General features: G+C 33.9%; 24 protein-coding genes and 1 pseudogene. 16 read left to right on the top strand and 9 right to left on the bottom strand.

What is annotated here, in order from left to right:
- Nucleotides 1-341 precede the first annotated feature (341 nt).
- Nucleotides 342-530, top strand: a pseudogene (locus FC80_RS09320) (transposase); the annotation flags it as partial.
- Nucleotides 531-932: 402 nt separating this feature from the next.
- On the opposite strand, the gene FC80_RS03100 reads toward FC80_RS09320, so the two are convergent.
- Nucleotides 933-2,222, bottom strand: coding sequence for a C40 family peptidase (locus FC80_RS03100; protein WP_057828690.1), 1,290 nt, complete (start codon nt 2,220-2,222; stop codon nt 933-935).
- Nucleotides 2,223-2,675: 453 nt separating this feature from the next.
- On the opposite strand from FC80_RS03100, the gene serC reads away from it, so the two are divergent.
- Together serC and FC80_RS03090 are read left to right on the top strand one after the other, a co-directional pair.
- Complete coding sequence (gene serC / locus FC80_RS03095; RefSeq protein ID WP_057828689.1) at nt 2,676-3,764, top strand: 3-phosphoserine/phosphohydroxythreonine transaminase; 1,089 nt, start codon at nt 2,676-2,678, stop codon at nt 3,762-3,764.
- A 1-nt stretch (nt 3,765) separates the two neighbouring features.
- Nucleotides 3,766-4,938 carry a phosphoglycerate dehydrogenase gene (locus FC80_RS03090; RefSeq protein ID WP_057828688.1) on the top strand — a complete coding sequence of 391 codons (1,173 nt, stop codon included), beginning with the start codon at nt 3,766-3,768 and terminating at the stop codon, nt 4,936-4,938.
- A 98-nt stretch (nt 4,939-5,036) separates the two neighbouring features.
- On the opposite strand, the gene FC80_RS03085 is transcribed toward FC80_RS03090, so the two are convergent.
- From FC80_RS03085 to FC80_RS03070, 4 genes are all read right to left on the bottom strand, one after another.
- Nucleotides 5,037-5,834, bottom strand: a complete 798-nt coding sequence (locus tag FC80_RS03085) for a metal ABC transporter permease (protein ID WP_057828687.1) — start codon at nt 5,832-5,834, stop codon at nt 5,037-5,039.
- Nucleotides 5,834-6,493 (bottom strand): metal ABC transporter ATP-binding protein, encoded by a 660-nt coding sequence (locus tag FC80_RS03080; protein ID WP_057828686.1) that lies wholly within the window; start codon nt 6,491-6,493, stop codon nt 5,834-5,836. Before FC80_RS03080 ends, FC80_RS03085 begins: the two co-directional genes overlap by 1 nt.
- A gap of 13 nt (nt 6,494-6,506) precedes the next feature.
- Nucleotides 6,507-7,373, bottom strand: coding sequence for a metal ABC transporter solute-binding protein (locus FC80_RS03075; protein WP_057828685.1), 867 nt, complete (start codon nt 7,371-7,373; stop codon nt 6,507-6,509).
- A gap of 178 nt (nt 7,374-7,551) precedes the next feature.
- Nucleotides 7,552-8,211, bottom strand: coding sequence for an HD domain-containing protein (locus FC80_RS03070; protein WP_057828684.1), 660 nt, complete (start codon nt 8,209-8,211; stop codon nt 7,552-7,554).
- 350 nt (nt 8,212-8,561) lie between these two features.
- Here FC80_RS03070 and FC80_RS03065 point away from each other — a divergent pair, with 350 nt between their 5' ends.
- Nucleotides 8,562-9,662: a glycosyltransferase gene (locus tag FC80_RS03065; RefSeq protein WP_057828683.1), complete on the top strand. Its 1,101-nt coding sequence runs from the start codon at nt 8,562-8,564 to the stop codon at nt 9,660-9,662.
- A gap of 111 nt (nt 9,663-9,773) precedes the next feature.
- Here the strand turns inward: FC80_RS03065 and FC80_RS03060 are convergent, their stop codons facing one another.
- Both FC80_RS03060 and rihA read right to left on the bottom strand, forming a co-directional pair.
- Nucleotides 9,774-10,301, bottom strand: a complete 528-nt coding sequence (locus FC80_RS03060; RefSeq protein WP_057828682.1) for a GNAT family N-acetyltransferase — start codon at nt 10,299-10,301, stop codon at nt 9,774-9,776.
- A 16-nt stretch (nt 10,302-10,317) separates the two neighbouring features.
- Nucleotides 10,318-11,247, bottom strand: a complete 930-nt coding sequence (gene rihA, locus FC80_RS03055; protein ID WP_057828681.1) for a pyrimidine-specific ribonucleoside hydrolase RihA — start codon at nt 11,245-11,247, stop codon at nt 10,318-10,320.
- A gap of 159 nt (nt 11,248-11,406) precedes the next feature.
- On the opposite strand from rihA, the gene FC80_RS03050 reads away from it, so the two are divergent.
- The 5 genes from FC80_RS03050 to FC80_RS03030 all read left to right on the top strand — a co-directional run bounded on the left by FC80_RS03050 (nt 11,407) and on the right by FC80_RS03030 (nt 17,251).
- Nucleotides 11,407-11,988: a uracil-DNA glycosylase family protein gene (locus FC80_RS03050; protein WP_057828680.1), complete on the top strand. Its 582-nt coding sequence runs from the start codon at nt 11,407-11,409 to the stop codon at nt 11,986-11,988.
- 76 nt (nt 11,989-12,064) lie between these two features.
- Complete coding sequence (locus tag FC80_RS03045; RefSeq protein ID WP_057828679.1) at nt 12,065-12,574, top strand: DUF1440 domain-containing protein; 510 nt, start codon at nt 12,065-12,067, stop codon at nt 12,572-12,574.
- A gap of 18 nt (nt 12,575-12,592) precedes the next feature.
- Complete coding sequence (locus FC80_RS03040) at nt 12,593-13,924, top strand: MFS transporter (RefSeq protein WP_057828678.1); 1,332 nt, start codon at nt 12,593-12,595, stop codon at nt 13,922-13,924.
- Between the two features lie 193 nt (nt 13,925-14,117).
- Nucleotides 14,118-14,963, top strand: coding sequence for an SDR family oxidoreductase (locus FC80_RS03035; RefSeq protein WP_057828677.1), 846 nt, complete (start codon nt 14,118-14,120; stop codon nt 14,961-14,963).
- A 254-nt stretch (nt 14,964-15,217) separates the two neighbouring features.
- Nucleotides 15,218-17,251, top strand: a complete 2,034-nt coding sequence (locus FC80_RS03030) for a methyl-accepting chemotaxis protein (protein ID WP_057828676.1) — start codon at nt 15,218-15,220, stop codon at nt 17,249-17,251.
- Between the two features lie 303 nt (nt 17,252-17,554).
- Here the strand turns inward: FC80_RS03030 and FC80_RS03025 are convergent, their stop codons facing one another.
- Nucleotides 17,555-18,310 (bottom strand): OmpA/MotB family protein, encoded by a 756-nt coding sequence (locus tag FC80_RS03025; protein ID WP_057828675.1) that lies wholly within the window; start codon nt 18,308-18,310, stop codon nt 17,555-17,557.
- A complete protein-coding gene (locus FC80_RS03020) occupies nt 18,288-19,082 on the bottom strand; it encodes a MotA/TolQ/ExbB proton channel family protein (protein ID WP_057828674.1) in 795 nt (264 codons plus the stop codon). Before FC80_RS03020 ends, FC80_RS03025 begins: the two co-directional genes overlap by 23 nt.
- 379 nt (nt 19,083-19,461) lie before the next feature.
- Between FC80_RS03020 and flgB the strand changes: the two genes are divergently transcribed.
- The 7 genes from flgB (at nt 19,462) to fliI (ending at nt 25,258) form a co-directional block, all read left to right on the top strand.
- Entirely contained in the window at nt 19,462-19,821 is a 360-nt protein-coding gene (gene flgB / locus FC80_RS03015; protein ID WP_057828673.1) for a flagellar basal body rod protein FlgB, read from the top strand.
- 24 nt (nt 19,822-19,845) lie between these two features.
- Nucleotides 19,846-20,286, top strand: a complete 441-nt coding sequence (gene flgC, locus FC80_RS03010; protein ID WP_057828672.1) for a flagellar basal body rod protein FlgC — start codon at nt 19,846-19,848, stop codon at nt 20,284-20,286.
- A gap of 67 nt (nt 20,287-20,353) precedes the next feature.
- The gene (gene fliE / locus FC80_RS03005; RefSeq protein WP_057828703.1) at nt 20,354-20,626 is read left to right on the top strand and encodes a flagellar hook-basal body complex protein FliE; all 273 of its coding nucleotides are present in this window, start codon (nt 20,354-20,356) and stop codon (nt 20,624-20,626) included.
- Between the two features lie 36 nt (nt 20,627-20,662).
- Entirely contained in the window at nt 20,663-22,213 is a 1,551-nt protein-coding gene (fliF, locus tag FC80_RS03000) for a flagellar basal-body MS-ring/collar protein FliF (protein WP_057828671.1), read from the top strand.
- A gap of 16 nt (nt 22,214-22,229) precedes the next feature.
- Nucleotides 22,230-23,234 carry a flagellar motor switch protein FliG gene (gene fliG / locus FC80_RS02995; RefSeq protein WP_057828670.1) on the top strand — a complete coding sequence of 335 codons (1,005 nt, stop codon included), beginning with the start codon at nt 22,230-22,232 and terminating at the stop codon, nt 23,232-23,234.
- The gene (locus FC80_RS02990) at nt 23,218-23,937 is read left to right on the top strand and encodes a FliH/SctL family protein (RefSeq protein ID WP_057828669.1); all 720 of its coding nucleotides are present in this window, start codon (nt 23,218-23,220) and stop codon (nt 23,935-23,937) included. Before fliG ends, FC80_RS02990 begins: the two co-directional genes overlap by 17 nt.
- Nucleotides 23,927-25,258, top strand: a complete 1,332-nt coding sequence (fliI, locus tag FC80_RS02985) for a flagellar protein export ATPase FliI (protein ID WP_057828668.1) — start codon at nt 23,927-23,929, stop codon at nt 25,256-25,258. The genes FC80_RS02990 and fliI overlap by 11 nt, the downstream gene beginning before the upstream one ends.
- Nucleotides 25,259-25,266: the final 8 nt, after the last annotated feature.

Genomic DNA, 25,266 nt, shown 5'->3' with positions numbered 1-25,266 from the left:
ACGTTGCCGTGCAAATAAAAAAGACACTGATAATTGTCAGTGTCTTTTTTATTTGCTATAACTTTTGGCTCTACAATATTGGGTGTTGATGGAAGTTCATCACCACCCAATTTTCATGTACAATAAAAGGACAAGTTCCCAAATGTACCACCCAATACCGACTCAGAATGCCACCTATCCAGCTATCAAAGAACGACCAATTATCTTAAAACTACTTAAACACGTTACCTTGTGTAAAAGATGAATTTCGCTCCACTGGTCATCAGATGAGCTTTATTGCCATTGATGGTGGTACGCGCATCGGCTAGTTTTTTGTTTTACCTAATCGCCTTAATCGAACTATCCAAAATCACTTTGAAAGTAACTATTCAAATGGCCCACTAGAAGGCACTAATCGTAAAATCAAACAAATTAAACGTACGGCATACGGCTACAGACACTGGTCACATTTTTACACCCGGATCAAAATTGAATTTGTAATTCGAATAAAAAAAGAAAACCAATTCGAAAATGAATTGATTTTCCTATAAAATTTTCTCAGCAACAGCGGTTGACAAAGAGCCGTTTATTTAGAAGTTCATAAAAAACGAATAATTTGCAAGAAGTATGTCTCTGCAAGTAATATCCGTTGTTATCTTGAAGAATGCTGATGAGCTTTTTTAGACAAAAATTGTAATTGTTTTACCTGAAAGTCCTGTATGCATCTAATTGAAGGTATTAATTGGATGGTTAAATAATTTCAATGAAAATTCCATTGGATTCCGCTAACATCATATGATTTCGCGAATTAAGCTACATCAAATGCAAGTTAAATCTACAAAATAATAAAATAATAAAATAACAAAATAACAAAAAAAGAACCAGAAGTAAGGTAACTTCTAATTCTGAATAAATACATTTAACTATTAACAGGATTTGACAAAGAGTCAAAACTAATTCATATGGATAGCAAATGTAGGTTGGAAATACTGATAACTCTTGATGCTTACGTTTTGACCGGAAGAAGGGGCAGCAACGTAGCTAGTTCCACCTATATAAATACCTACATGCCATGAGGAACCTTGTGAGCCCCAGAATAATAAATCACCAGGTTTAGCTTGGCTAACGGGAACCGCAGTACCTAAAGTTGATTGAGCTTCTGAAGTACGTGGCAACGATTTACCAAAATGTGCAAATACATATTGAACAAACCCAGAACAATCGAAACCACTTAATGAAGTACCGCCATAAACATAAGGAATACCTTGACTAGCTAAATATGTTGCATAAGAAATAATAGAAGATGATGAAACCGTGGAAGACGATGTCACCCTCGAATAGACCTTAGGTGCTACGGAGACACTTCTTGTAACGCTAGAAGCAGCAGAACTAGAACTTGTAACGCTAGAAGCAGCAGAACTAGAACTTGCAACGCTAGAAGCAGCAGAACTAGAAGTTGTAACGCTAGAAGTAGCAGAACTAGAACTTGCAACGCTAGAAGCAGCAGAACTAGAAGTTGTAACGCTAGAAGCAGCAGAACTAGAAGTTGTGGCAGGTGTCTTTGTAGGATCATTAATTGTTAAAGTTTCTCCAGGCAATATTGCACTCCCTAAAGAATTAGAAGATCTCAATGAATCAACAGTTATCCCATAGGCTTGCGCAATTGTGTAAAGAGAATCACCAGATTTAACGGTATATGTAACATGATTTGTCGCAACAGTCACTGTAGATGCAACACTACTGGATGATGTTGCTGAACTTGTTGCAGCTGTTGTGGTACTATTTTGCGCAGTTGCAGTTGTTGCAGAGTTATCAACATCAGTAGAAGAACCTTCTACTTTCAAAGTTTGACCAGCTTTAATTAAAGTATCAGATGAAGATAAACCATTTAATGATCTTAAACTATCAACTGTTGTATTATATTTCTGGGCAATTGTCCACAAAGAATCACCAGCAACAACAGAAACATTTGAAGTTGTTGAAGTGCTCTCTGTACTAGCTGAACTATCACTATCAGGGATAGTTAATGATTGGTTTTCAACAATCAAGTGACTATTTTCATTTATATTATTCAAAGTTTCAATTGATTTTATTGAAACACCATATTTTTGTGAGAGACCCCACACAGTATCGTTTTTTGCTACCTTAACAATGGAAGAAGCATTTGCACTTGTTGTAGAAGCCAGAAATAACCCCGCCGCACCAACAGTGCTTGCCAATAATGTCTTTGTTGTACGTTTCAAATTAATTCACTCCTACTTTTATTTTTTATTATCAATAAGTTGATTGTAGTCTATCTTTATTGCATAACAGTACAAAAAATATTACATTTTACAGCATAATGTAATAAACCACCATAATTCCTTGGTACATAAGTGTTTTAATAATTTTTTTTTTAATATATAGATAGTCATATAATTATAAAGGTTGTTACACCAGCTTTTATATAAGAAAATTAAATTTTTCTTTCTTAAGAATATTACGAAAATATTACATTTGTTTTAAGAAATATAAAATAATACGGCTAGTCAATTAGAATCTAAGCTTAAATTAAGTTATAAAGTTAATTGAAAGGGGTATTAAGTATAAGCATTCAAAAATCATTTAGTGTGAATAGCATTGACATCTAACGAGACTTTGGCTATATTCGAATATTAGAGCATACTTTAAAATTAATTAGAGAGAAGTGAAGGAATATGGCGAAAATTTACAATTTTTCAGCTGGGCCGGCAGTTATGCCAAAAAAAGTTTTGGAAAAAGTGCAAACAGAATTGCTTTCGTACAAAAATAGTGGGATGAGTGTTATGGAGATTAGTCATCGTTCCTCACTTTTTTCTGAAATTCAAGAAAATGCTGAAAAAAATTTGCGAAGATTGATGGATATCCCATCTGAGTATGATGTACTTTTTTTGCAAGGTGGTGCGACACTTCAATTTACCATGGCACCTCTAAATTTTGCTAATAATTTTAAAAGAATAGGTTTTATTAATACTGGTCATTGGTCACAAAGGGCAATTGAGGAAGCAAATTTGATTAATGGCGTGGAAGCGATTGAGATTGCTAGTGGTTTTTCTTCAGGATACACAAAACTCCCAGAAGAAAATCGTACTTCTGAGGACTTGGATTATGTACATATTACTTTAAATAACACAATTGAGGGGACTGCGTATAAAGAAGTTCCGTATATGAAAGACAAGTTTCTTGTAGGAGACATGTCTTCGAATATTTTAGGACAAAGATATAATGTGAGTGATTTTGGTATGATATATGCCGGTGCACAAAAAAATATTGGGCCAGCCGGTTTGACTGTGGTAATCGTGCGCCATGATTTGGTAGAGAAAAGTCCCAATCTTCCGGCAATGCTTAGCTATAAGAAGTTAGTAAATAAGAATTCAACATTGAATACCCCTCCTGTTTTTGCAATTTATTGTGCAGGATTGGTTTTTGAATGGCTAATTGCAGAAGGTGGAATTGATGTAATAGAGAAAAAAAATCGTGAAAAGGCTCAATTATTGTATGATTTTTTAGATAATTCATCATTATTTAGTTCTCCAGTAAGCGTAAAAAATCGCTCAATTACCAACATACCATTTGTAACAGGTAACTCATCGTTAGATGCAAAGTTTATTGCAATGGCTACTGAAAATGGATTTGTGGGGCTAAAGGGGCATAGACTAGTCGGCGGAATGCGGGCTAGCTTATACAATGCATTCCCCATAGAAGGAGTCAAAGAATTATTGAAAATTATGCAGAAATTCGAATTAGAATATAAGGGAGTGTACTGAAATGATAGATATCAGGACTTATAATATGATTGCACCTGAAGGAATTGAGGAATTTCCTAAAGAAATTTATTCTGTTAATAAAACTGATAAACCAAATGCATTATTGATTAGAAGTCAAGACATGCATAAGACACACTTTGGAACCAGTGTGCTTGCAATTGCAAGAGCAGGAGCAGGAGTTAACAATATTCCTCTTTTAGAGGCAAGTTCTAATGGAACAGTTGTTTTTAATACACCTGGTTCGAATGCTAATGCAGTCAAAGAATTAATTATTGCAATGTTAATCTTAGCGACACGTCCTGTTTTTTCATCAATTCAATGGGCCAAAAAATTGAATGGTGCAGATGTAAGTTTACAAACTGAACAAGGAAAGAATCATTTTGCTGGAACTGAATTAAATAAAAAAACAATTGGAATAATTGGTCTTGGTTCAGTTGGATCAAGAGTTGCACGTGCAACTGCAGATTTAGGGATGCGTGTAATTGGTTATGATCCTTACATAAGCGTAGAGCATGCGTGGCGTTTGTCAAGTGATATTCCACGCGCAAGAAATCTAAGTGAGTTATTACAAAAAAGTGATTACGTGACTATCCATATTCCATATACAGAGGACAATCAGGATTTGATAGCTACAAATGAATTATCTGAAATGAAAGATGGAGCAATTTTATTGAACTACTCTCGATGGGGGATTGTTAATGAACAAGCTGTGATTGATGCTTTGGATAGTCATAAAATTGCGCAATATATTACGGATTTTAGTTCAGAACGGGTTATTAATCACGCAAATACTATTGTAACTCCACATATTGGGGGAACGACACTTGAGGCAGAAATAAATGGAGCAATAATGGCGGCTCAAACACTTAGAAAATATCTTGAGACAGGAAATATCGTTAATTCTGTTAATTTTCCGACGGTTGAAATGGCTTTCGATTCAAATTTTAGAATTACGCTAATTCATCAAAATGTACCTAATATGGTTGGTAAAATCACAACAATTCTTGCTAGATATAATATTAATATCGATAATATGATTAATCGAAGTCGTGAAAAGATTGCATATACAATGATTGATACAGATATTATTACCGAAGAAGTTTTTTTTGACTTAAAAACAGAGTTAGGTAATATTCCAGAAGTTATTAGAGTGAGAGAAATCAGAAAAAATTGAAAATATTATTCTTTTTAATATAAAAAAGCAGGTTTGAAGAATCAACCTGCTTTTTTTGTTAGTGATATTTTATAAATCAAAATTACGGCCCACCAGCATTATTTATTTCCTTGTAAGCGGTGGTACAGCAAGGATAAACAATAGATAATTGCTTCAATCGTTGTAATGAAGAAAGTTACGGGCCAATTTGTAATATACGAAAGGTAAAGGCCAATCCAGACACCACCTAATGAAAAGGACGTAGACAAGAAAATCATTTTCCATAAAGAAGGGGTGAAGTATTTTGCAGAAGATGCTGGAATAGTGAGTAGAACAAAAATGAGTAGAGAACCAATAATCTGTGAAGTTACACTAATGGTCAATGCAAGTAAGCCTAGAAAAATTATGGAAGTCAACAAATTAAGATGTTGATTATATTGAGATCCGGTCACATCAAATGAATTATAAGCAAGTTGCCTAAATAATAAGGCAATAATTAGTAGAATTAAGATACTCAATGCTACTAATGAATAAAGGTTGTTAATATTGATACCAACAATACTACCAAATAAAATATTTGTCGCATAACTGGATTGCTTGCTTGATAGAGAAAGAAATAAGATACCAAGGCCAATAAAAAGACCTGAAAAAAGACTTATTGAGGCTTCGCGACGGCTCAGACGGTCACCAGAAATACCAATAAACAGGGCGCTTGACATTGTAAATATAATCATCCCTAACAATGGACTAATTCCTAAGAAAATTCCAAAAGCGGCACCCGAAAATCCAATTTCCGAAAGTGTGTGTGTAAAAAAAGAAGTTTGACGAGCAACGACAAATGTTCCCATTACACCACAAATAAGTGAGATAAAGATGCCCGCAATGAAAGCATAACGCATGAAATCGAATTGCAACATTATTTTTCACGCTCCCCTTTTTTGATAAGTTGTGCTTGCAAATGAGATAGATGTAACTCATAATCAGCATATTTTTCAATCAATTCAGGATCATGTGTGATAAATAAAACAGTGATATCACGATCAATTAGCAAAGAACGTATCAAAATAAGTAACTCATTTTTTGTAACAGTATCAAGACTTGCAGTTGATTCATCTAAAATTAACAGTTTTGGTTCAGCACAAAGAGCTTGTGCTAAAAAAGCTCTTTGTTTTTCACCACCTGAAGCGGCACCCAATGGACGTTTAGAGATAGCCATTAAATTTGTTTTTTGAATGACATCTTGTAAAAGCTTTTTTTCAGATCTTGTATGCCATAATAAATTAGACTGATGAAGTCCCAAGGCGACAAAATCAATGATACTTAAAGGAAATTCATCATCAATGTTACGTAATTGTGGGACATATTGTGTTCGCGAACGGGTAGCGTGAATTTTAATTTGTGGACTTTTTGATTTGAAACTTTGCAATAGATGTTTCACTAGAGTTGTTTTTCCAACACCATTCTCCCCAGTTATACAAGTTAAATTATTGGCAGGAATGATAAAATTTAGATTTTCAAATAATTTTTTCCCTGGAACTTGAATATTTAAATCTGTAACTTCAATCATTGGTTTCATAATGGATTAACTCTCACTTTTTTTGAATATTTAATACTTGTTGGTATTCTTCTTTCATCCATTGGAGGTAATTTTTTCCAGTGGGAAGAGTTTCTGTAACGTTAACAACTGGTACATTATATTTTTTACACATTGCTACTAGGTTCTTTACAACTTTATCGCTTGCTTGTGTATTTTGAACGAAGAATGCAATTTTTTGTTTTTTAATATCATTTTGCATATTTTTAATGTCGCTAGGTGAAGGATCTGTTCCTTTTTCAACAGAATTAGAAAAATGTACATTATTTATTTTATACCCCATATCTTTTAATGCGTAATCAAAAACAGGTTCACTTACATCAACTAATTTATTATTGCTGTTTTTTCTAATTTGCTTGATAAGTGTTGTCAGTTCAGAAAGACTTGAGATATATTTTTTTGCATTTTTCTGATATTCAGCTTTGTGCTTGGAATCAATTTTTCCAAAACGAACAGCTAAATACTTTGCAGTCGCGGACATTGTTTTATTATTATACCAAAGATGCTCATTGTCTCCATCTTTTTTATGCATGATGTCTTCTCCAACCGCAATTTTTTTTGCACCAGAGAGTTTTTTTGCCCATGAGTCATAGCCAATTCCGTTATATAACAAAATATCACTATTAGCGACAGTTTTTGCAGTTTTTGTAGTAGGTTCAAAATCGTGGGGATCAATATTAGGATTATTAATGATAGATGTAACTGAACCATTTGACCCAAGTACAGCTTTTGCAACTTCCCCGTAAAAATCAGTTGTGGCAACTACAGAGATGCCTTTAGTTTTTTTAACAGTTGTTGCTGAACAGCCAGCTAAAATTAAAATTAAAGCTAGCACCAAAAAAAGGTAGTTTCTTTTCTTCATAACTCGTAATCCTCCAAGTTTTTTGTTTAATAGTAATAATTACAATTTAGAATGATATCTAATTACTAGATTGCTGTCAAGGCAAATTGAAAGCTAATTGATGGTAATTACTATTATCGCAAGAAGCAGAATACGAATTAATCAGAAAAGAAAGAAGCTAATTACTGTTTAAATTTTTTTATAATTTTCCATTCCACTCATTTTTAAATTCTTCCAAGAAATCTAGCATGAAGTTTTGGCGAACTTGTGCAAGTTCTTTTGCAGTTTCAGTATTCATGGTGTCTGCCAAAGTTAGTAATTTTTCGTAAAAATGATTAATAATTGTCTCGTGTGAAAGGTCACGGTATTCTTTTTTTTCAGTTAATTTACGTGGCTTTATAGAAGGATCATAGATGATTTCAGAGTTTTTACCTCCATAATAAATGGTTCTTAATGTTCCAATTGCTCCAATTGCATCCAACCGATCTGCATCTTGAACTATTTTGCCAGAAAGTGAGAGTTTTGGTGGGTTAGCACCTAGTGATTTGCTGAATGATAAATTTTGTGTAATATAAATTATTTCCGAAATCTCACTGCTCGAGAATTCACTGTTTTTTAAGAAAGTAATGATTTTTTCAACTTGTTTGTTTGGGTTAGCTACCAATTTGTCATCAGCTACGTCATGTAGGTAAGCAGCACAAATTGCAATTAAGTGATTTCCTTGTTCTTTTTTAAGAATATATTTGGTCAGATTTACGACGCGTAAAATATGATCAAAGCCATGTCCAGAAAGATCGTTTTTCATTTGTTCCAAAGAAAAGTTATGGACTAATTCTATTTTATTATTAGTTAAATTCATAATCGGCAAATACCTCCCAAAAGTGTAATAATAAGATTAAAAATGTATAAATATACGGTATGGTGGAATATTTAAAAACAACTACAGTTATAACATTTAAGGACTATCCTTGTAAAACTTGATGACAAGCTAAAGGTTAAATAATTGGAGTGGTGGAAATGTATCATAATGCATTTTTCTTTCTATTCTTTTTTTTAAATGCTAGAATTTTTAACAAGGAGTTATCACTCGAATCGAGTTGGATGATTGGTCCGGGTTTATAGTGACTCCTAAAAAGTTGAAAGGTGTGACCAATATAGCGTAATTATAGAAGGGAGGCAGTTGTTTTCATAGTGAAAACAGCGAAGTTTATGAAAGTATTAATAGCATTAGAAAATGTTGTAATGGATGGTGTTAAAAGAGCAGCTACTGTTTTGGGGAATACTCTTAGCTCAGAAATGGACGTTGCCTTTTACTCGCTTAGTGAAGGTGAACCTTATTATGAATTAAGGGCACCAATGATTATTGCTAAACGCCCTGTGTCCACGGGTGTATTAAATTTCTTTGGAGAAAATCCCTATGAGGAATATGCAGATCAAATTTCTGACTTGTGTGAGTATATCGTGGAGGAGAGTTATGGATGTGTTATTTTGCCAGCTGGATTATTGACTAGTTTTGCACCTTTTATTAAGAAAGCTGCACCAAATGTTAATGTGATTGCATGGATGCATAACAATTTTAATACGTATGTGACACAATATTATGTTGGAATGCTTGATGAATTTAGACAAGGATTGGAATCTTCAGATACTGTTGTTGTGTTAACAGATTCTGACTATGAAAATTACCGTCAATTTAATGATCAGACGGTCAAAATTTATAATCCACTCACCTTAATTCCCGATAAATCAGCTGATTTAAACAGTCATATTATAGCTTTTACTGGACGAATTGCAATTGAACATAAGGGAATTGATTTGTTGTTAGAAACTGCAAAATCACTTAAGGATGATTGGAAAATTGCAATTGCAGGTAAAGGAACAGCAGAAGATATGGCGATATTCGAAGATTTGATCAAAAAGTTTGATGTTGCAGATAAGATACTTTATCGTGGTGCTCTTAAAGACCGAGAATTGCAAAAACACTACGAAACTGCTTCCATTTTTGTTTCAACTTCAAGATGGGAAGGTATGCCACTTGTTATGGGAGAAGCAATGGGTTTTGGATTACCTGTAGTGGCAATGGAGAATACAGGTTCTGCAGAATACTTACGAGAAAACCGCTATGGAATTATGACGAAATCACAGGATGTAGCTGATTTTGAACGTGTTTTAGGTAAAATGACTGAAAGCCGGTTTTTGAGACGTTATTATTCTGAAAGATCGCTTGAACGCATCAAACATTTTGCTCCAAAAGTAGTAGCGGATCGTTGGATTCCAGTAATTGCGGAAACAAAAAGAGAACTGGTTTAAATCTAATTAAAAACCGGAAAGAGAAAAAGTTAAGATGAATATGGAAAATTTAAGTCAATAAAAAAGTTGAGACTAGTTTTTAGGCTCAACTTTTTTTAATTGACTTAAAAATCAATCAAGAAACAATTGATATGAGTTGCGAAAGTCATTAGGGTTATTGTGCATGTAAACAATTGCAGAATACTTAAAACCTATCTTATTAATTAAGTATTTCATACGACTATTTTTATCATGGGTATCAATTCTAAGCTGTTTGAATCCTAAGAGATTTGAAACAGAGACTAGATGATTAATGAAAGTTTCTGCTAAATGCTGTCCGTGAAACTTAGAGGAAATCGCAAGTCTATGAATAGTTGCATAGTGTGGATCCTTTGAATTCGTCCAATTACCTTCAACAACTTGTTGATAATTAGGATCAGGTTCTTGTAGAAGAGTTGCTATACCAGCAATTGTTTGATTGACTATCAAAACATAGCTTATTTTTTTTTCGATATCATTTAATAATACTTTTTCGTTAGGATATCCATTTTGCCATTGTGGAATATCTTGTGAGGCGAGTAAATGTTGAGCATCTTTTACAATAGCCATCATCTGTAAAATATCTTGCTGTGTTGCAAGACGAATATAAATTAGTGACAAATTTTCACTTCCTTTTTTAGAATTTAGCAATTAACTTAATAAGTAAATCGATGAATTTTTTTCGATCAATTTTAGTCAGTACATGAACATTTTTTGGCAGATTAAGCAAATCAAAAAGATCAACCACAGTTTCTCCACGAGTTAATTCCCCGGAAACTTCAACATCAACATGGTAATCAAAACCTTCAAAATATTCAGGATGTAAAAGCCATGCAATTGTGCAAGGATCATGTAGAGGAGTTCCTTTGAATCCCCATTTGTCTTGTCCATAATAAATTCCATAAAAATCAAGTTGCTGTGCAACACTTTGTGCAACATTATTATCAATTTTTCGAATATTATCAATTTCTTCTTGATAGATTTGAGCTTGGTGAGTTAAGTTTAACCCAGCCATTACAAGCGGAATCCCAGAATTTATAACAATTTTTGCAGATTCTGGATCAACTGCGATATTGAATTCTGAACTAGGTGTGTAATTCCCTGTGGTTGAGGATCCACCCATGAATACAATTTTCTCAATTTTTGTTGCAAGATGGGGATAGATTTGTAAGAAAAGGGCTATATTAGTCATTGGACCGGTTACGACTAAAATAACCGGTTCACTAGACTCATCAAGTTTTTCTGCAATTAATTGAACAGCTGGAATATTTACTGGGGAAAAATTAGGAGTTGGTAAGACAGCACCATCAAGCCCAGTTTCACCATGTACATTATCTGCAATTATTAAATCTTGCATCAAAGGTTTTTGATTGCCTCCTGCAACAGGGATCTTATTTTCTTTTAATAGAGTTAACATGCGCATTGCATTATTGAGTGTTTTGTCAGGGGTTTGATTACCAGCTGAAGTTGTAACTGCTAAAAGCTCTAGTTTTGGGGAGGCAACAGCCATGATTAGTGCAAGTGCATCATCATGCCCGGGATCGCAATCAATAATAATCTTTTTCATTTTCTTAACTTTTCTCCTTTGTAATATTAAGTCTAATAAGTATTGTATACAATTTTTTCTTATAATGATACTCTTTTATGATTTATAATATGGATTTAAAAGTAATCGTCATAGAAACAAAATAATTGAATTTAATTAAAAGAATGTGAGCATAAGAATATGAATCAACAACAAATTTTCCAGGCAATTAAAAATGATATTCAGAATCAAAAGTATACAGATTTGGGAATTGACCCACTCTATGTTGTTTCAAAAGAAGCGCGAATTTTAATAATTGGGCAAGCACCTGGTATTAAGGCACAAAAATCAGGTAAAGTCTGGAACGATTTAAGTGGAATTAAACTCCGCGAATGGATGGGATTAAGCGAAACGCAATTTTATAATTCAAATAAAATTGCAATCATGCCAATGGATTTTTATTATCCTGGGCAATCTAGAAATGGTGATTTACCACCAAGACATGATTTTGCCAAAAAATGGCATCCGTTATTACTCGAAAAAATGCCTAATATTGAATTGACCCTTCTAGTTGGAAGTTATGCACAAAAAGAATATTTGAATTTAAAAAATTCCCAAAAGTTGACAGATGTTGTGCGAAACTATAAGAAGTATTTACCATATTATTTTCCAATCGTTCATCCGTCACCTCTAAATCGAAGATGGTTGAAGAAAAATTTGTGGTTTGAAGAGGTGGTAGTACCAGAATTGAAAAAAAAGGTAAGAAAAGTATTTGAATATTAAAACACAAACGAAATGTTAGCGTAATGTTATCAAATAGGCTAAACTTATTTAAAGATTTGAAAGGAGAGTTATTTAGATGGAAAAGAAAAACTTTGATTTAAAGAATGCTCTTATAATTGGTGGAGTGGCTGGAATTGTTTCAGGATTTGTAAAATTAGGTTGGGAAAATTTATTGCCTCCAAGGACACCTGAAAGAGATGCTACAAATCCACCTCAAACCTTTATGCAACAATTAGGAATTCCAAAGTCAATTACACATGCAACATATAAATATTCAGGACATGAAATGCCATGGGCTAGTTTTATTATTCACTTTGGTTTTTCTGCAACTTTTGGAATGTTATATAGCGTTGCTGGCCATTATGTACCGTTAATCAAAGCAGGGCAAGGAACTTTGTTTGGTGTTGGTGTTTGGGCTGCAACACATGTGGGATTAATGCCTATGATGGGAACAGTTCCGGCAGCAAAAGATCAACCAATGGAAGAACATGTCTCGGAAGTATTAGGTCATATGGCATGGATGTGGGTTAACCATGTGGTAATCGAAGAATTAAATAATCAGGAAAAACAAAAGAATATTGAATAAAGAGGGGGAACCTCATACGTGGATAAGAATAATTGGCAAACCAAGTGGCCAGAAAGAATTAGCTATGGACTAAGTGACGCAGCTGATAATCTTGTTTTTCAAGTAATGACAACGTATCTTCTTTATTTTTATACGGATGTTTATGGATTGAATTCAGGGGCAGTTGCAGTATTATTTGTTGTTGCACGAATAGCAGATGTCGTCGGAAGCATTGTTGTGGGTATTATGATAGATAATACTCATTCTCGTTTTGGTAAAAGTAGACCATTCTTTTTATGGTATGCGGTACCATATGTTGTTTTTGCAATTTTAACGTTTGCAACACCTAACTTTTCTCAAGATGGAAAGTTGATTTGGGCATACATTACTTATCTAGGGTTAGGTTTCTTCTATACAGCAGTCAACTCACCAATAACCTCTGTATTGCCAACAATGACGCAAAACTCACGTGAAATAACATTGTTAGGTGTTGTTCGTCAACTTGGAGGAAGTACAGGACAGATTATTGTTTCTGTATTTACGATTCCGTTAGTTGCGCTTTTTGGAAATGGAAATGAAAAAATTGGGTTTTTATGGACAATCGTATTATTTGGGATTATTTCACTAATTTTGATTTTAAATACTTTTTTTCAAATTCGAGAGCGATTTACTGTAAAAGAAATTGCACATCAACCATTTACAAAGGTATTAGGAATGTTAAGAAAAAACACGCCATGGATAGTGCTGTCAGTGGTAATATTGTTATTTTGGTTGGTAACAGGTATCAAGAATCAGACAACAATCTATTATTTTAAATATGTCTGGAATAATGCTGATTTAGTACCATGGGCAAGTAGTTTTACTTTTTCATCTTTGATTGGCGTAATGATGATTATCAAATTAACAGTAAAACACGATAAGAAAAATGTAATGATGTTTGGCATGATTACAGCATTAATTGGACAGTTTATTTTAGCAGGTGGGGTATATTTCACTAACCTGATTGTTATTTTTGGCGGGATTTTAATTAACTCCGTGGGAAATGGGATAATTGTTGGCCTAGTCTCAATAATGATTGCTGATACAATTCGATATGGGGTAGCTTTGGGCATTCAAGCTGAAGGAGTGCTTTCTTCGGCTAATATCCTTGGAGTTAATTTAGGTTTAGGTCTAAGTGGTTTGATTACCGCAGGATTGTTTGATTTGGCGGGATATGTTCCGAATGGGAAACAAAATATAGAAACATTAAAAATGATAAATATGAATTATGTTTGGATACCACTTATTATATATTTGTTAATGATTATTATTTTGCATTTCTATAATGAGGGGAAACTGTTAAAAGTAATTGATTCAAATGGCCAAAATTAAATAGAGTGTGTTAACTTTGGAAAACGAGAATGTGACATAACTCGGAATAATTAGTGAGGTTGTGTCAAAATTTAACTTTTGGGACAGCCTCTTTTTTCAAATTGATTAAGCTAGGTAATTGCCTTTTTATGTAGTTCATGTTACTTTATAGATAACAAGATGTAATGTTGAAGATTATGGAGGGGATTTATTTATGAAATATGGGGTTACAGCTTCGACTGGGAAATTTGGGAAAAAAGCAGTTGAATATTTAATAGAATTAGTGGATAAGGCTGATATTGTGGCATTTGCTCGTGATACTAAGAAAGCCAAAGAGATTCTGCCGACAGGAATTGAAATACGTCATGCTGATTATACTGATGAAAAAGGACTAGAGGAAGCTTTTACTGGGATTGGGCGGTTACTTTTTGTGTCATCTGTTCCAGGAGGAAGTTACCCGCGTGATAAACAGCATCTAAATGTTGTTGAAGCTGCCAAAAATGTTGGGGTAGATTTTGTTGCGTATACAAGTTTTCCACATGCTAATGAGGCAAAGAGTCCATTAGCAGGGGATCATAAAATTACTGAAGAAGCATTATCTAAAAGTGGTTTGAAATATGCTTTTTTAAGAAATAATTGGTATTTAGAAAACCAAGCAGACATGATTAAGGGTTCACTTGCAGGGCATGCATTTCAATATTCGGCAGGTGAAGGCCGTGTTGGATGGGCACTCGAAAAAGAATATGCTGAAGGAGCAGCTAAAGTTTTGGCAACTAAATCCCCTAAGGAGGTATATGAGTTTGCAGGAAAATCATTATCATTTGCAGATCTTGCTAAAATAATTTCAACTGTTTCTAAGAAGGAATTCAAAGTAGAATCACTATCCGATGATGAATATCGCGTTGAATTGAACAAAGCGGGGTTGAGTGGTGCTGCAGATGTTATTATAATGATTCAGAACTTAATTAGAGATGGAGAACTAACAGAAAACGAAAGTGATTTGGTAGATGTATTAGGAAGAAAACTAACACCTTTGGAAGATGCATTTTTAGAACTGTAATGATTATTATAGTGAATTAATTTTGGCATTTTGGTATGCCAAAATAATTGTTAAAGTGGATAGTAATAGAAAATAAAACTCTCTTAACGCTTTGATTATTAATCAAAGCATTAAGGGGGTTTTTATTTGTTTATCCTTAAAAATAGTATAAGAAGAATAATTACTAGTTGAAAGATTAAAAAACTATGCAATAAACCGATAAGAAATCCTATGGGTAATTTTAAGCATACTAAGTAAGTTAATGGAGGATTTTTATGAAGAATAAAACGAGCATCGGAACTATTATGGCGGTTTTTTTGACAGCTGCTGTTATGATTCCCACACTTGTAATTACTACGAGTTCTTATGTTCAAACAAAGAACCTTTTAATTTCCAGAAATAATATCAGTAAGAAAAGTGCAACAAATGTTTTAATAACATCTAAGCAAAATCTTCAAGCAAGTGTTGAACAAGAGATTAAGAATTTAGCGTATCTACCAATTTTTAAGTCGAAATTCAATAATAAGGATATTAATCTTGAATTGAAGGCAGTAAAGAGTGGAAACAGTGATATTAAAAAGATTTTTTTTGTAAATTCAGCGAATGCAAAGAAAGTTTTAGATACATCATGGTATAAAGGCAGCATAAAAAATAGTGGTAGCATCTATTGGACTTCTCCGTATAAAGATAGTGCGGGTGATTATATTGCAACAGCTTCAATTGCGATTCGCAATAATGAGGGACAGTCTGGAGTTTTAGCAATAGATACTTCCTACACAGGAATACAAAATACGGCGATGGGAATTAAAGTTGGAAGAACAGGGAATGTAACATTGATATCTAGAGCTGGTCGTGTAGTAGCAACTAATGATGTAGGCAAAAATGATGGGTTACAACTTGGTCAAAGTATAGATAAAACTGAAATTTATAAGAGAATAAAAAACTCAAAAAAATTACGGGGAACGATTTTTATTAAGGGTTCAAATCGAATTGATGCGGTTTATTTTGACAAAACAACTTTTGATAGTTCTACATGGGTTTTTTCTAAAGTTAGAAAAACAGACCTAGATAAAGAGCTGAATTCCTTAATAATAAATACAATCTGGGTCATTGTCATTACATTAGCTATTGTCGTTTTGTTCTCATTGCTAGCAAGTAAAATGATGGGAATATTGGTTAAACAGTTCAGTGAATACTTTGTTAAAGCTGGTCAAGGTGAATTTATGATAATAAAAGATAAAACCACAGGTAAACAAAGTTTGATGAATAAGTGTGCTCATAAAATATTGAAACCCAACAAAAAGGGTAATGAAATTGGAAGAGTTACGGCATTGTACAACAAAATGATTATTTCTATCAGTGAACTGATTAGTCAAGTTAAGAAAGAGGCAAGAATAGTTGCTGAAAAATCGAATTTATTGATGGAATTGGGCGAACAAACAACCAAAGCAACTGAAGAGGTCGTACAAACAATAACAGGAATAGCAGAAGTAATTGGAGTTCAAGCTCAGGAAACAGAGAGTAGTGTTGCAAAACTACAACAACTTTCACAGATTACAGATGGATTGAATGGAAATGTTGAACAAATGACTAAAGAGTCCAAAGAGGCTGCAAAATTGAATAAGGACAATATTAGACTTTCGCAAGATGTTGAACAAAATTGGCATACAGAGTTAGCAAATATGGAAAATTTGAATCAGACAGTTGGAAGTCTTGATGGAAATATTCAGAATATTAATAAGATTATTAGTGTTATCAATGGAGTTTCGCATCAGACTAATTTGTTGGCACTTAACGCATCGATAGAGGCAGCGAGTGTTGGTGAAAAAGGAAAGGGGTTCGCTGTAGTAGCAACAGAAATCCGCAAACTTTCGGAAAAAACGAAAAAATCAACTAAGGAAATTGAAGATATAATTAGGGAGATTACAAGGCAGTCTTCTGATATGGTGAGCCAAACGGCTGCTTCAATTGCTGGCGGACAAAGACAAACTAAATTAATTGGGGATGCAATTGACTCTTCCCAGAAAGTATTCAAGAAGAGTAGTAAATTATTAGAAAAAATCTCTGAAGTTGAGGAATATAGTAAGAAAATTAAAGAAGTTCAAAAAGATGTATTGGAAAAATTAGAAGGAGTTGCATCATCAACGGAGGAAAATGCAGCTGGAACAGAAGAGGTTTCGGCAAACTCTGAGGAGGTTTTAGCTACAATGATTGAATTTACAAGAAATATAGGTGACTTAAGAGAAGCTTCTGAAGTCTTGGAACGTGGAACAGGAAAATTTAAGACGATTAATCAAGAAGAAAATTAGGCAAATAAAGCTAAGAATTAGCAGATCAATATAGATAGTAAAAACGACTTTATCTTATTTAAGGATGTAAAGTGACCCCCCAAGATTGGACGTAAATCCACTCTTGGGGGTTTTACTATAATGAGTCGTTTTTTTTAGCCTGCTTCGGGGAAAATTTTTGACTTATGCAACATATTTATTAAATGTAAAAAGACTAGATCAAAATTTGTTTTTTGACCCAGTCCTAATTTATAAGGTGCTTCACACTAGCATATAAAATTTATAATGTTCCTAGGATTCGTTGACTTTTAGTCGGAATAAATCCTAAGAATTTGATGAATTTTTTTCAACAATTATTTCTACACGTCTGTTATTTGAGCGGCCAGCTGCGGTTGCATTTGTATCTTTAGGTTTGTTTTCTCCATAAGCTTGTATTGAAATGTTATCTTCATTAAAAACCTTATTATCTACAAAAAAATTCATTACCGAAATTGCACGAGCGGAGCTGAGTTCCCAGTTTGATTTGTAGATGGAATTTAATTTCAAAGGTTGATTATCAGTATATCCAGCAATAATAATCGGATTTGTGCTAACAGCCTTAAGAGGATTAAATAATGAAGTTAATAAGCTTTGGGTACTTTCTGATAAGGTTGCACTACCAGAATCGAATAAAATATTACTATTTATGACAATATGCAAGTCATTACTTTTTATGTAAACTGAGACACTATTTGTTAGACCGGAATTTTGAAGATTCGTAGCCAATTGTTGTTTAATAACCATCAACTGATTATTTGTTGATTGAGAAGTAATTGAAGAAGAACTCTCAAGTGAGGAAGCAGAACTTAAAGTAGAGCCTTGCGCTTTATTTTTTTTACCAATACTTATAATAGAATTTGATGATTGGTGTGTGGATAATAGTGTCCCAAATTCTGATTTGAATTTTTGAAATTTAGTGTTATCCACTTTAGCCATTGCAAATAACACAATGAATAGTGCTAATAATAGTGTCAGCATATCAGAGTAAGGCAAAAGCCATCCTTCGTCCACATGCTCCTCAGGCTTCTTTCTTTTTTTCATTAGCTGAATCCTTTTTGATGTCTAATTTTTTTTCACTTGTAAGGCTGTATAATTTTTTTTCAATGCTATTTGCTGAAGCTCCAGACTGGATTGCAATAACTCCTTCAAGAATCAATGTAAGGTGTTCAATTTCTTTTTCAGATTTAACAAGTAGTCTTGAGTTAAAAGGAATTAGAATTACATAGCCAAAGAAAATACCATATAAAGTTGCAACAAATGCGGATGAGATAGAAGTGCCCAAAGCACTTACATTGTTAAGATTACCCAAAGCACCAATTAAGCCAATTACAGCGCCTAAAACACCCAGAGTTGGTGATGTAGTTCCAGCTGTTTTGAAAATACCTGCATTTTTTCTGTGGCGCTCATCTATTCCTTCAATCTCATTTTCCATGATTTCTCGAATTTGTTTTTCTCCTAAGCCATCTATAACCATCTCCAAACCTTGTTCAAGAAAAGGGTTTTCTAATCCTTCTCGTTGTGATTCCAAGGCAAGAAGTCCATCTCGGCGCGCAACGTTGGATAATTCAACTATTTTCGAGATGAGTTTTTGATTATCAAATTTTTTCACCTTGATTAAAATAAGCAACATTTTTGGGACCTTCTTTAACTCGCTAGATGGGTAACTATTTACAACAGCGGCTATAATACCTACAAAAATAACAATCATAGCTTCTGGATTCAGAAGTACAGCTATGCTGGCCCCCTTTAAAACCATACCTACTGTTATTGCGATGAAGCCAAGTATAATACCGATTAGTAGAAAAAAATCCATTGAGAGTGTGCCTCCTGATTATATATAGAATCGAGTTCACTATATTATATCGGCTAAGACTATCAAGAATTTAATAAGGGTAAAAAGTGTAATAAGAAAGACGCTTAAAGTTATTTTTTGAAATTGTGATATCATTCCCATAATTATTAAACTAACATTATCATAATTTTTTTGTTATATAAATGCATTATATTATTCATTTTTTTTTGAAAATTCAGGAAACATATTTCTGTTATTGCCATTATAACAATAATTGAGAGCGGAAAAATGACAATATTGTATTGCTAACCGATGACATAATAATGTATAATTTTATTATTAAATTGATAATAAATGTTAAAAAATATTAAAAAACGATAAAAATTAGGAGTGGTATTCAATCGATATTTCAAACTTGTTAAAAAATTCATTAGATGCATCAGCACTTAGAGCTGAAACTATATCATCTAATATTGCAAATGTAAATACAAGTAACTATAAAGCGAAGCGAGTTGAATTTGAGAATCAATTATCATCGGCCTTAAATATGGTTACAACTAAGAGCAATCATATAGGATCAAGTTCCACAAATCAGGCACGAGTAACAACTGATAACACAACTTCAGTTGATGCAAATGGGAACAATGTTGATTTAGATGTTGAGATGGTGAATCAGTCGACTAACGAACTTTACTACAGTTCTATAGTGTCTCAGCTGAATGGACGTTACCAAATGCTTAATTATGTACTTAATAATTAGCTTTAACTTAGGAGATGAAAGTATATGAGCATATTTAATGGGCTAGAAATAAACGCTAGTGGATTGGCATTAGAACGCCTGAAACTAGATACAATATCTACCAATATTGCCAACGTAAATACAACGCATACTGCAGAGGGTGGGGCATACAAGAGTAAAACTGTAGAATTTAGCGAGAGCGTAAAGAATGCACAAAGTGCAGGTGAGATTGGTACTGGTGCGGGATCGCAATTAAGCTATGGAGTGAAAGTTACTGGAATAGCACAGGATAATACAGATAAGGTAGAGTATGATCCGACAAATGCAGATGCAGATGCAAATGGCTATGTACATATTTCCAATGTGAATTTATCAGATCAAATGGTTAATATGATTCAAACAATGAGAACCTATGAGGCAGATACATCTGCAGCGGAGTCCAACAAAGATATTTTAAAAAAGGCATTAGAGATTTCAAAGAGTTAGGGGAAGAAAAAGAGTGGGGATTAACGGAATAAGTAATTTAAACAATTACAGCGATACTGTACGAAAGATGACAGGACTAAGTGATCAAACAAGTCTGATAGATGATGATTCAAAAGGTGGAAAATCATTTAGCAATTATTTAACAACAGCATTATCGTCTGTTAGCCAAAATATGTCTAATATGGATCAAAGTTCAGCTAGCATGATTTCTGGCAGTAACAGTAATCTAGGTGATGTAATGATAAAAATGACAGAAGCACAACTGTCCTTGGAAACGGCTGTTCAGATTCGCAATAAATGTATTGATGCTTACAATGATATAAAAAATATGCAATTTTAATTTTAGAAACAGCAGTATGCAGAGGAGAAAAACTAAGTGTGGGAGAGAGTTAAATCATTTTTAGCAAGATATGGGGAACTATGGCGAAACCAGAGTAGGGTGAAGAAAGTGGCATGGATTTCTTCACTAATTAGCATATTGATTGTTGTAGGTGTTGTTACATATTTGACTACAAGAGTACAATACGGGGTTTTATTCACGGATTTGAGTGATGCGGATGCTGGTAGCGTTGCAGAAACCTTGAAGAGTGAGGATATTCCCTATAAGTTGGGAGACGATGGGAAAACTATTTTGATACCGCAAGACAAGGTGAATCAAACTCGAATCGACTTAGCGGTAGATAACAAGCTTCCAGATAGTTCCACTGGCTTTGAATTATTTGATAATACAAGCGTGATGACAACTGATGAAGATCGTAAGGTTATGTATCAACGTGCAGTAACGGGTGAGCTGGAAAGAGCTATCTCTTCACTTAATGAAGTTCAAAAAGCTAAGGTAATGTTAGTAATGCCTAGCCAAAGTGTATTTAGTGACAGTGGTAATGCCAAAAAAGCAAAAGCATCAATTGTGTTAACGCTTAAAAGTGGTGGAATTTCAAGCGAAGCAGTTCAAGGGATTCGGTCATTGACAACAGGAGCGATTGAGGGGCTTACACAGGATAACGTTAAAATTATTGACAGTAATGGAAATCTTTTAACAGGTTCAGGTGGAGGTAATTCTTCAAGTGGGTATAACACTAAGTATATGCGCATAGAAAAAGCTTATGAAACAAATATGGAAGCAAAAGTAAAGAAACTTCTGACACCTATCTATGGGGCAAATAAAGTTCGAGTCTCAATTGATTTAAGCCTAAATTTTGATTCGATTGAGAATAAATCAACAACTTATAGTAATCCTAGCATTAGAAGTGAATCAGAAGAATCTACAGGAAATGATACTGCTGCAAGCGGAGAGTCTGCTAATAATGCTACTAACGCGACTGCATCTTCAAGTAGCTCGGGCGATGGTTCTTATAGTCGCACAGTAAATAATGAATTAGATACACAAGTTACTAAGACAATTAGTGCACCAGGAGCAATCAAAAGAATGACTGCTTCGGTTATCGTGGACGATGATCTTTCAGAAACTGATCGGCAAAGAATTCAAAGTATTATTCAAACGGCTGTTGGCTATAATCAGGGCCGTGGCGACACAATTAATGTACAAGGAATTGATTTTGCAAAGAGAAATAGATCAACCACTTCCAAGACAAAGAAAACAGCTATTAAAAATAATTTTATCTGGGTTTACATTATTGGTGCAATTGGAATATTAGTAGTTATTGGCGCCATTGTATTTACTGTCATGCGAATCAGAAAAAATAGAAATGATGAATATTATGATGATTATGATGGCACTATAGAAACAGACGAAGCTCAAAAAACAAATAGTGATGTTATTAACTCGGTGGTAGAAGAGGTTAAACCAAAAAAAGATTTGGAGAAGAGGAAGAATAAGGTAGCCGAAGATGAAAATGCAAGAAAATTTGCTGATGAACATCCAGAAGTCGTTGCAGAGTTGTTAAAAGCATGGATGAAAGAAAAATAATAGGGGTAAAGTGATTATGGATTCAATAGATGGTATTAAAAAAGCAGCGATTTTGCTGATTTCTCTTGGTTCTGAGACATCTGCTAAAATAATGAAATTACTCCCTGATAGTTTTATCCAGAAAGTCAGCTACGAAATTGCTAATACTGAAGCTGTTAGTCCCGAAGAACGGTCTGATGTACTTAAGGAATTTATTGCGACTGCTGATGCAAGAAAATATGTTATTGACGGAGGAATCGACTACGCAAGAGATCTCTTGAAACAGGCTTTAGGACCACAAAGAGCAAAGGAAGTAATTGATTTACTGAATCAAATCCAACTAAGAGAAAAACCATTTGAAATTGCTAGAAAAGCTGATACAGCACAATTGACTAGGCTGTTACAAGAAGAAAATCCGCAAATAATTGCAATGATAATGTGTTATATTCAACCGGATAAAGCTGCGGAAATGTTAGCGCATTTTTCTGATGAATTACAGGTTGAAGTAGCAGAGAGAATAGGAACATTAGGTAGAGTATCACCTAGAATTATCAAAAAAATTGAAAATATAATGGAAAATAAATTTTCAACAACAGTGGAGAATGACACTGAAAGCATAGGTGGGGTACATTCATTGGTTGAAATTCTTAATTCAGTTAGCCGAGGAACAGAAAAGAATATCCTTTCTGATTTGGAGAAAAGGCAGCCTGAACTTTCACAGAAAGTTAAAGCCAGTCTTTTCACATTCGATGATATTGTCAGCTTGGATAGCAAAGATGTTCAAAAAGTACTACGCGATGTTGAAAATACTGACTTATCTTTGGCACTCAAGGGTGCAGCAAATTCAATCAGAGACTTTATTTTCGGAAATCTTTCTAGTCGTGCAGTTGAAAACTTGAAGGAAGAAATCGAATTTATGGGACCAACACGACTATCTGCTATTGAAGAGGCACAACAAAAAATTGTGGGAGTTATTCGTAAGTTAGATGAAACTGGCGAGATTTATATAGAAAGAGGCGAGCAAGATGCAGTTATCGAGTAAGAATCTTGTTAAAAGTAATGCGATTTTAAGTGCTGAGGAAATAAAAAAAGTCGTTACAAAAATGCCTGAACCACGAGAAAATATCAAGCTAGCGTCAAACTTAGGACAAAATGGGAACCAACAACTTGAAAGACTGGAAAGTTTAAAAAAAACGATTATTGAAAGTGCAAAAATAGAAGCTAACAAAATTAGAGACACTGCTTATTCTGTTGGGAAAAAAGAAGGATTTGAAAAAGGTTATCAAGATGGGAAAAATGAGGGTCAAAAAATAGCGAATGGGTTAATAGATCAAGCACAAAGAACTTATCAAAATGTGGCAGCAGATATTAAAAGTTACGAAAATGATAAGCGAGATGAAATTTTTAGATTTGCAATTGAAATGGCTGAAATAATTCTAAGACATAGAGTGGATGAAGATGCCAGTGAGCTTTTAGCATTAATAGAACCAATTTTTTTCAAGTTAGAAAAACCAGATCAAGTTTTCATAATTTATGCTAACGAACGTTATCATGATTTAATTGTAAAAAAAATGGAAAAAAAAAGAAGTGAAGATAGCAGACTTAGGTATACCATCATTGATGATTCAAAAATGGGATTATATGAGATTAATATTGAGTCTAGTGATTCATTAGAAACATTTGCTTTAAAGAGTGAATTAGAAAAATATGTGACTAGTGTTGAGGAACTTAATAATGAGCTTTGAAATGTCTTTTGAACGGTACTTGGATAAAGCAAAAAAGAATGACTTTTTTTCGAGCTTTGGCAAGGTAAGTGAAGTGGTTGGGTTAACTATTCGTGTCACAGGAATCGATGTTTTTATAGGAGAAATTTGTGAAATCAAAAATAAAAGCAATGACAAAGTTACATTGTCGGAGGTTGTTGGTTTTATAAAAAAGACGGTATTACTTATGCCCTTAGACGAACTTAGTGGAATTGGACCAGGGTCACTAGTAAGAGCAACAGGTAAAAGTCTGACAATTAAAGTCGGTGAGAGCTTACTTGGGCATACCTTGGATGGGTTAGGAAGAGTTATGGGGGATACAGTAAGTGATGATAAGCCACTTTTTGAATATCCGGTTATGAGAGAATCTCCGGCCCCTTTTAAACGTAGGAAGATTGATACAGTTTTAAGCACAGGAGTAAGAGCAATTGATGGAATACTAACTATAGGTGAAGGACAACGAATGGGAGTATTTGCCGGGAGTGGAGTCGGCAAGAGTACCCTATTAGGAATGATTGCAAAATACTGTCAGGCAGATGTAATTGTCATCGGACTTATTGGCGAACGTGGGCGAGAAGTTAAGGAATTTATCGAAAAGGATTTAGGAAGCAAAGGATATGCGAAATCAGTTGTTGTTTGTGCAACATCAGATATGCCGCCGTTAGTTAGACTAAAAGGTGCATACGTGGCAACTGCAATTGCAGAGTACTTTAGAGATCAGGGTAAAAAAGTGGTATTGATGATGGACTCAGTTACCCGTTTTGCAATGGCACAAAGAGAAATTGGATTGTCAATAGGGGAACCACCAACTACAAAAGGTTATACACCTTCAGTTTTTGCAACTCTTCCCAAGCTTCTAGAAAGAACTGGTATGTCTGAAAGTGGTTCAATTACGGCGTTTTATACAGTTCTTGTTGAAGGCGATGATATGAATGAACCAATTGCGGATTCTGTTCGTGGAATATTAGATGGACATATTGTTTTGTCTAGAAAAATTGCAAGTAAGAATCACTATCCAGCAATTTCAATTCAAGATAGTTTAAGCAGATTGATGAAATCGTTAATTACAAAAGAACATGAAAATAATGCGAAAGAGTTACGTGAGAATATAACAGTGTATGCAGATGCAAAAGATTTAATTGATATTGGAGCTTATAAGAATGGGGCTAATCCAGTTATTGATTATGCAGTTTCCTTGCATCATCCAATTGAAGATTTTTTATGTCAATCTGTTGATGAATATGAAACTTTTGACGAAACAAAAGCAAAATTACATTATTTGTTTGATCAGTATAATTTATAGAGAGTCAA

Source organism: Liquorilactobacillus cacaonum DSM 21116, assembly GCF_001436735.1.
Taxonomy (GTDB): Bacteria; Bacillota; Bacilli; order Lactobacillales; family Lactobacillaceae; genus Liquorilactobacillus; species Liquorilactobacillus cacaonum.
This window is presented reverse-complemented; position numbering and strand designations above follow the sequence as displayed.

Bases quoted from the DNA above. Each gene is read 5' to 3' on its own strand.
- FC80_RS03080 (WP_057828686.1), bottom strand. From the start codon at position 6,493: ATGAAACCAATGATTGAAGTTACAGATTTAAATATTCAAGTTCCAGGG.
- FC80_RS03045 (WP_057828679.1), top strand. From the start codon at position 12,065: ATGGAAAAGAAAAACTTTGATTTAAAGAATGCTCTTATAATTGGTGGA.
- FC80_RS03090 (WP_057828688.1), top strand. From the start codon at position 3,766: ATGATAGATATCAGGACTTATAATATGATTGCACCTGAAGGAATTGAG.
- FC80_RS03030 (WP_057828676.1), top strand. From the start codon at position 15,218: ATGAAGAATAAAACGAGCATCGGAACTATTATGGCGGTTTTTTTGACA.
- fliE (WP_057828703.1), top strand. From the start codon at position 20,354: ATGACAGGACTAAGTGATCAAACAAGTCTGATAGATGATGATTCAAAA.
- FC80_RS02990 (WP_057828669.1), top strand. From the start codon at position 23,218: ATGCAGTTATCGAGTAAGAATCTTGTTAAAAGTAATGCGATTTTAAGT.
- FC80_RS03020 (WP_057828674.1), bottom strand. From the start codon at position 19,082: ATGGATTTTTTTCTACTAATCGGTATTATACTTGGCTTCATCGCAATA.
- FC80_RS03085 (WP_057828687.1), bottom strand. From the start codon at position 5,834: ATGTTGCAATTCGATTTCATGCGTTATGCTTTCATTGCGGGCATCTTT.
- FC80_RS03035 (WP_057828677.1), top strand. From the start codon at position 14,118: ATGAAATATGGGGTTACAGCTTCGACTGGGAAATTTGGGAAAAAAGCA.
- rihA (WP_057828681.1), bottom strand. From the start codon at position 11,247: ATGAAAAAGATTATTATTGATTGCGATCCCGGGCATGATGATGCACTT.
- flgC (WP_057828672.1), top strand. From the start codon at position 19,846: ATGAGCATATTTAATGGGCTAGAAATAAACGCTAGTGGATTGGCATTA.
- fliI (WP_057828668.1), top strand. From the start codon at position 23,927: ATGAGCTTTGAAATGTCTTTTGAACGGTACTTGGATAAAGCAAAAAAG.
- FC80_RS03075 (WP_057828685.1), bottom strand. From the start codon at position 7,373: ATGAAGAAAAGAAACTACCTTTTTTTGGTGCTAGCTTTAATTTTAATT.
- fliG (WP_057828670.1), top strand. From the start codon at position 22,230: ATGGATTCAATAGATGGTATTAAAAAAGCAGCGATTTTGCTGATTTCT.
- FC80_RS03025 (WP_057828675.1), bottom strand. From the start codon at position 18,310: ATGAAAAAAAGAAAGAAGCCTGAGGAGCATGTGGACGAAGGATGGCTT.
- FC80_RS03065 (WP_057828683.1), top strand. From the start codon at position 8,562: ATGAAAGTATTAATAGCATTAGAAAATGTTGTAATGGATGGTGTTAAA.
- FC80_RS03050 (WP_057828680.1), top strand. From the start codon at position 11,407: ATGAATCAACAACAAATTTTCCAGGCAATTAAAAATGATATTCAGAAT.
- serC (WP_057828689.1), top strand. From the start codon at position 2,676: ATGGCGAAAATTTACAATTTTTCAGCTGGGCCGGCAGTTATGCCAAAA.
- FC80_RS03070 (WP_057828684.1), bottom strand. From the start codon at position 8,211: ATGAATTTAACTAATAATAAAATAGAATTAGTCCATAACTTTTCTTTG.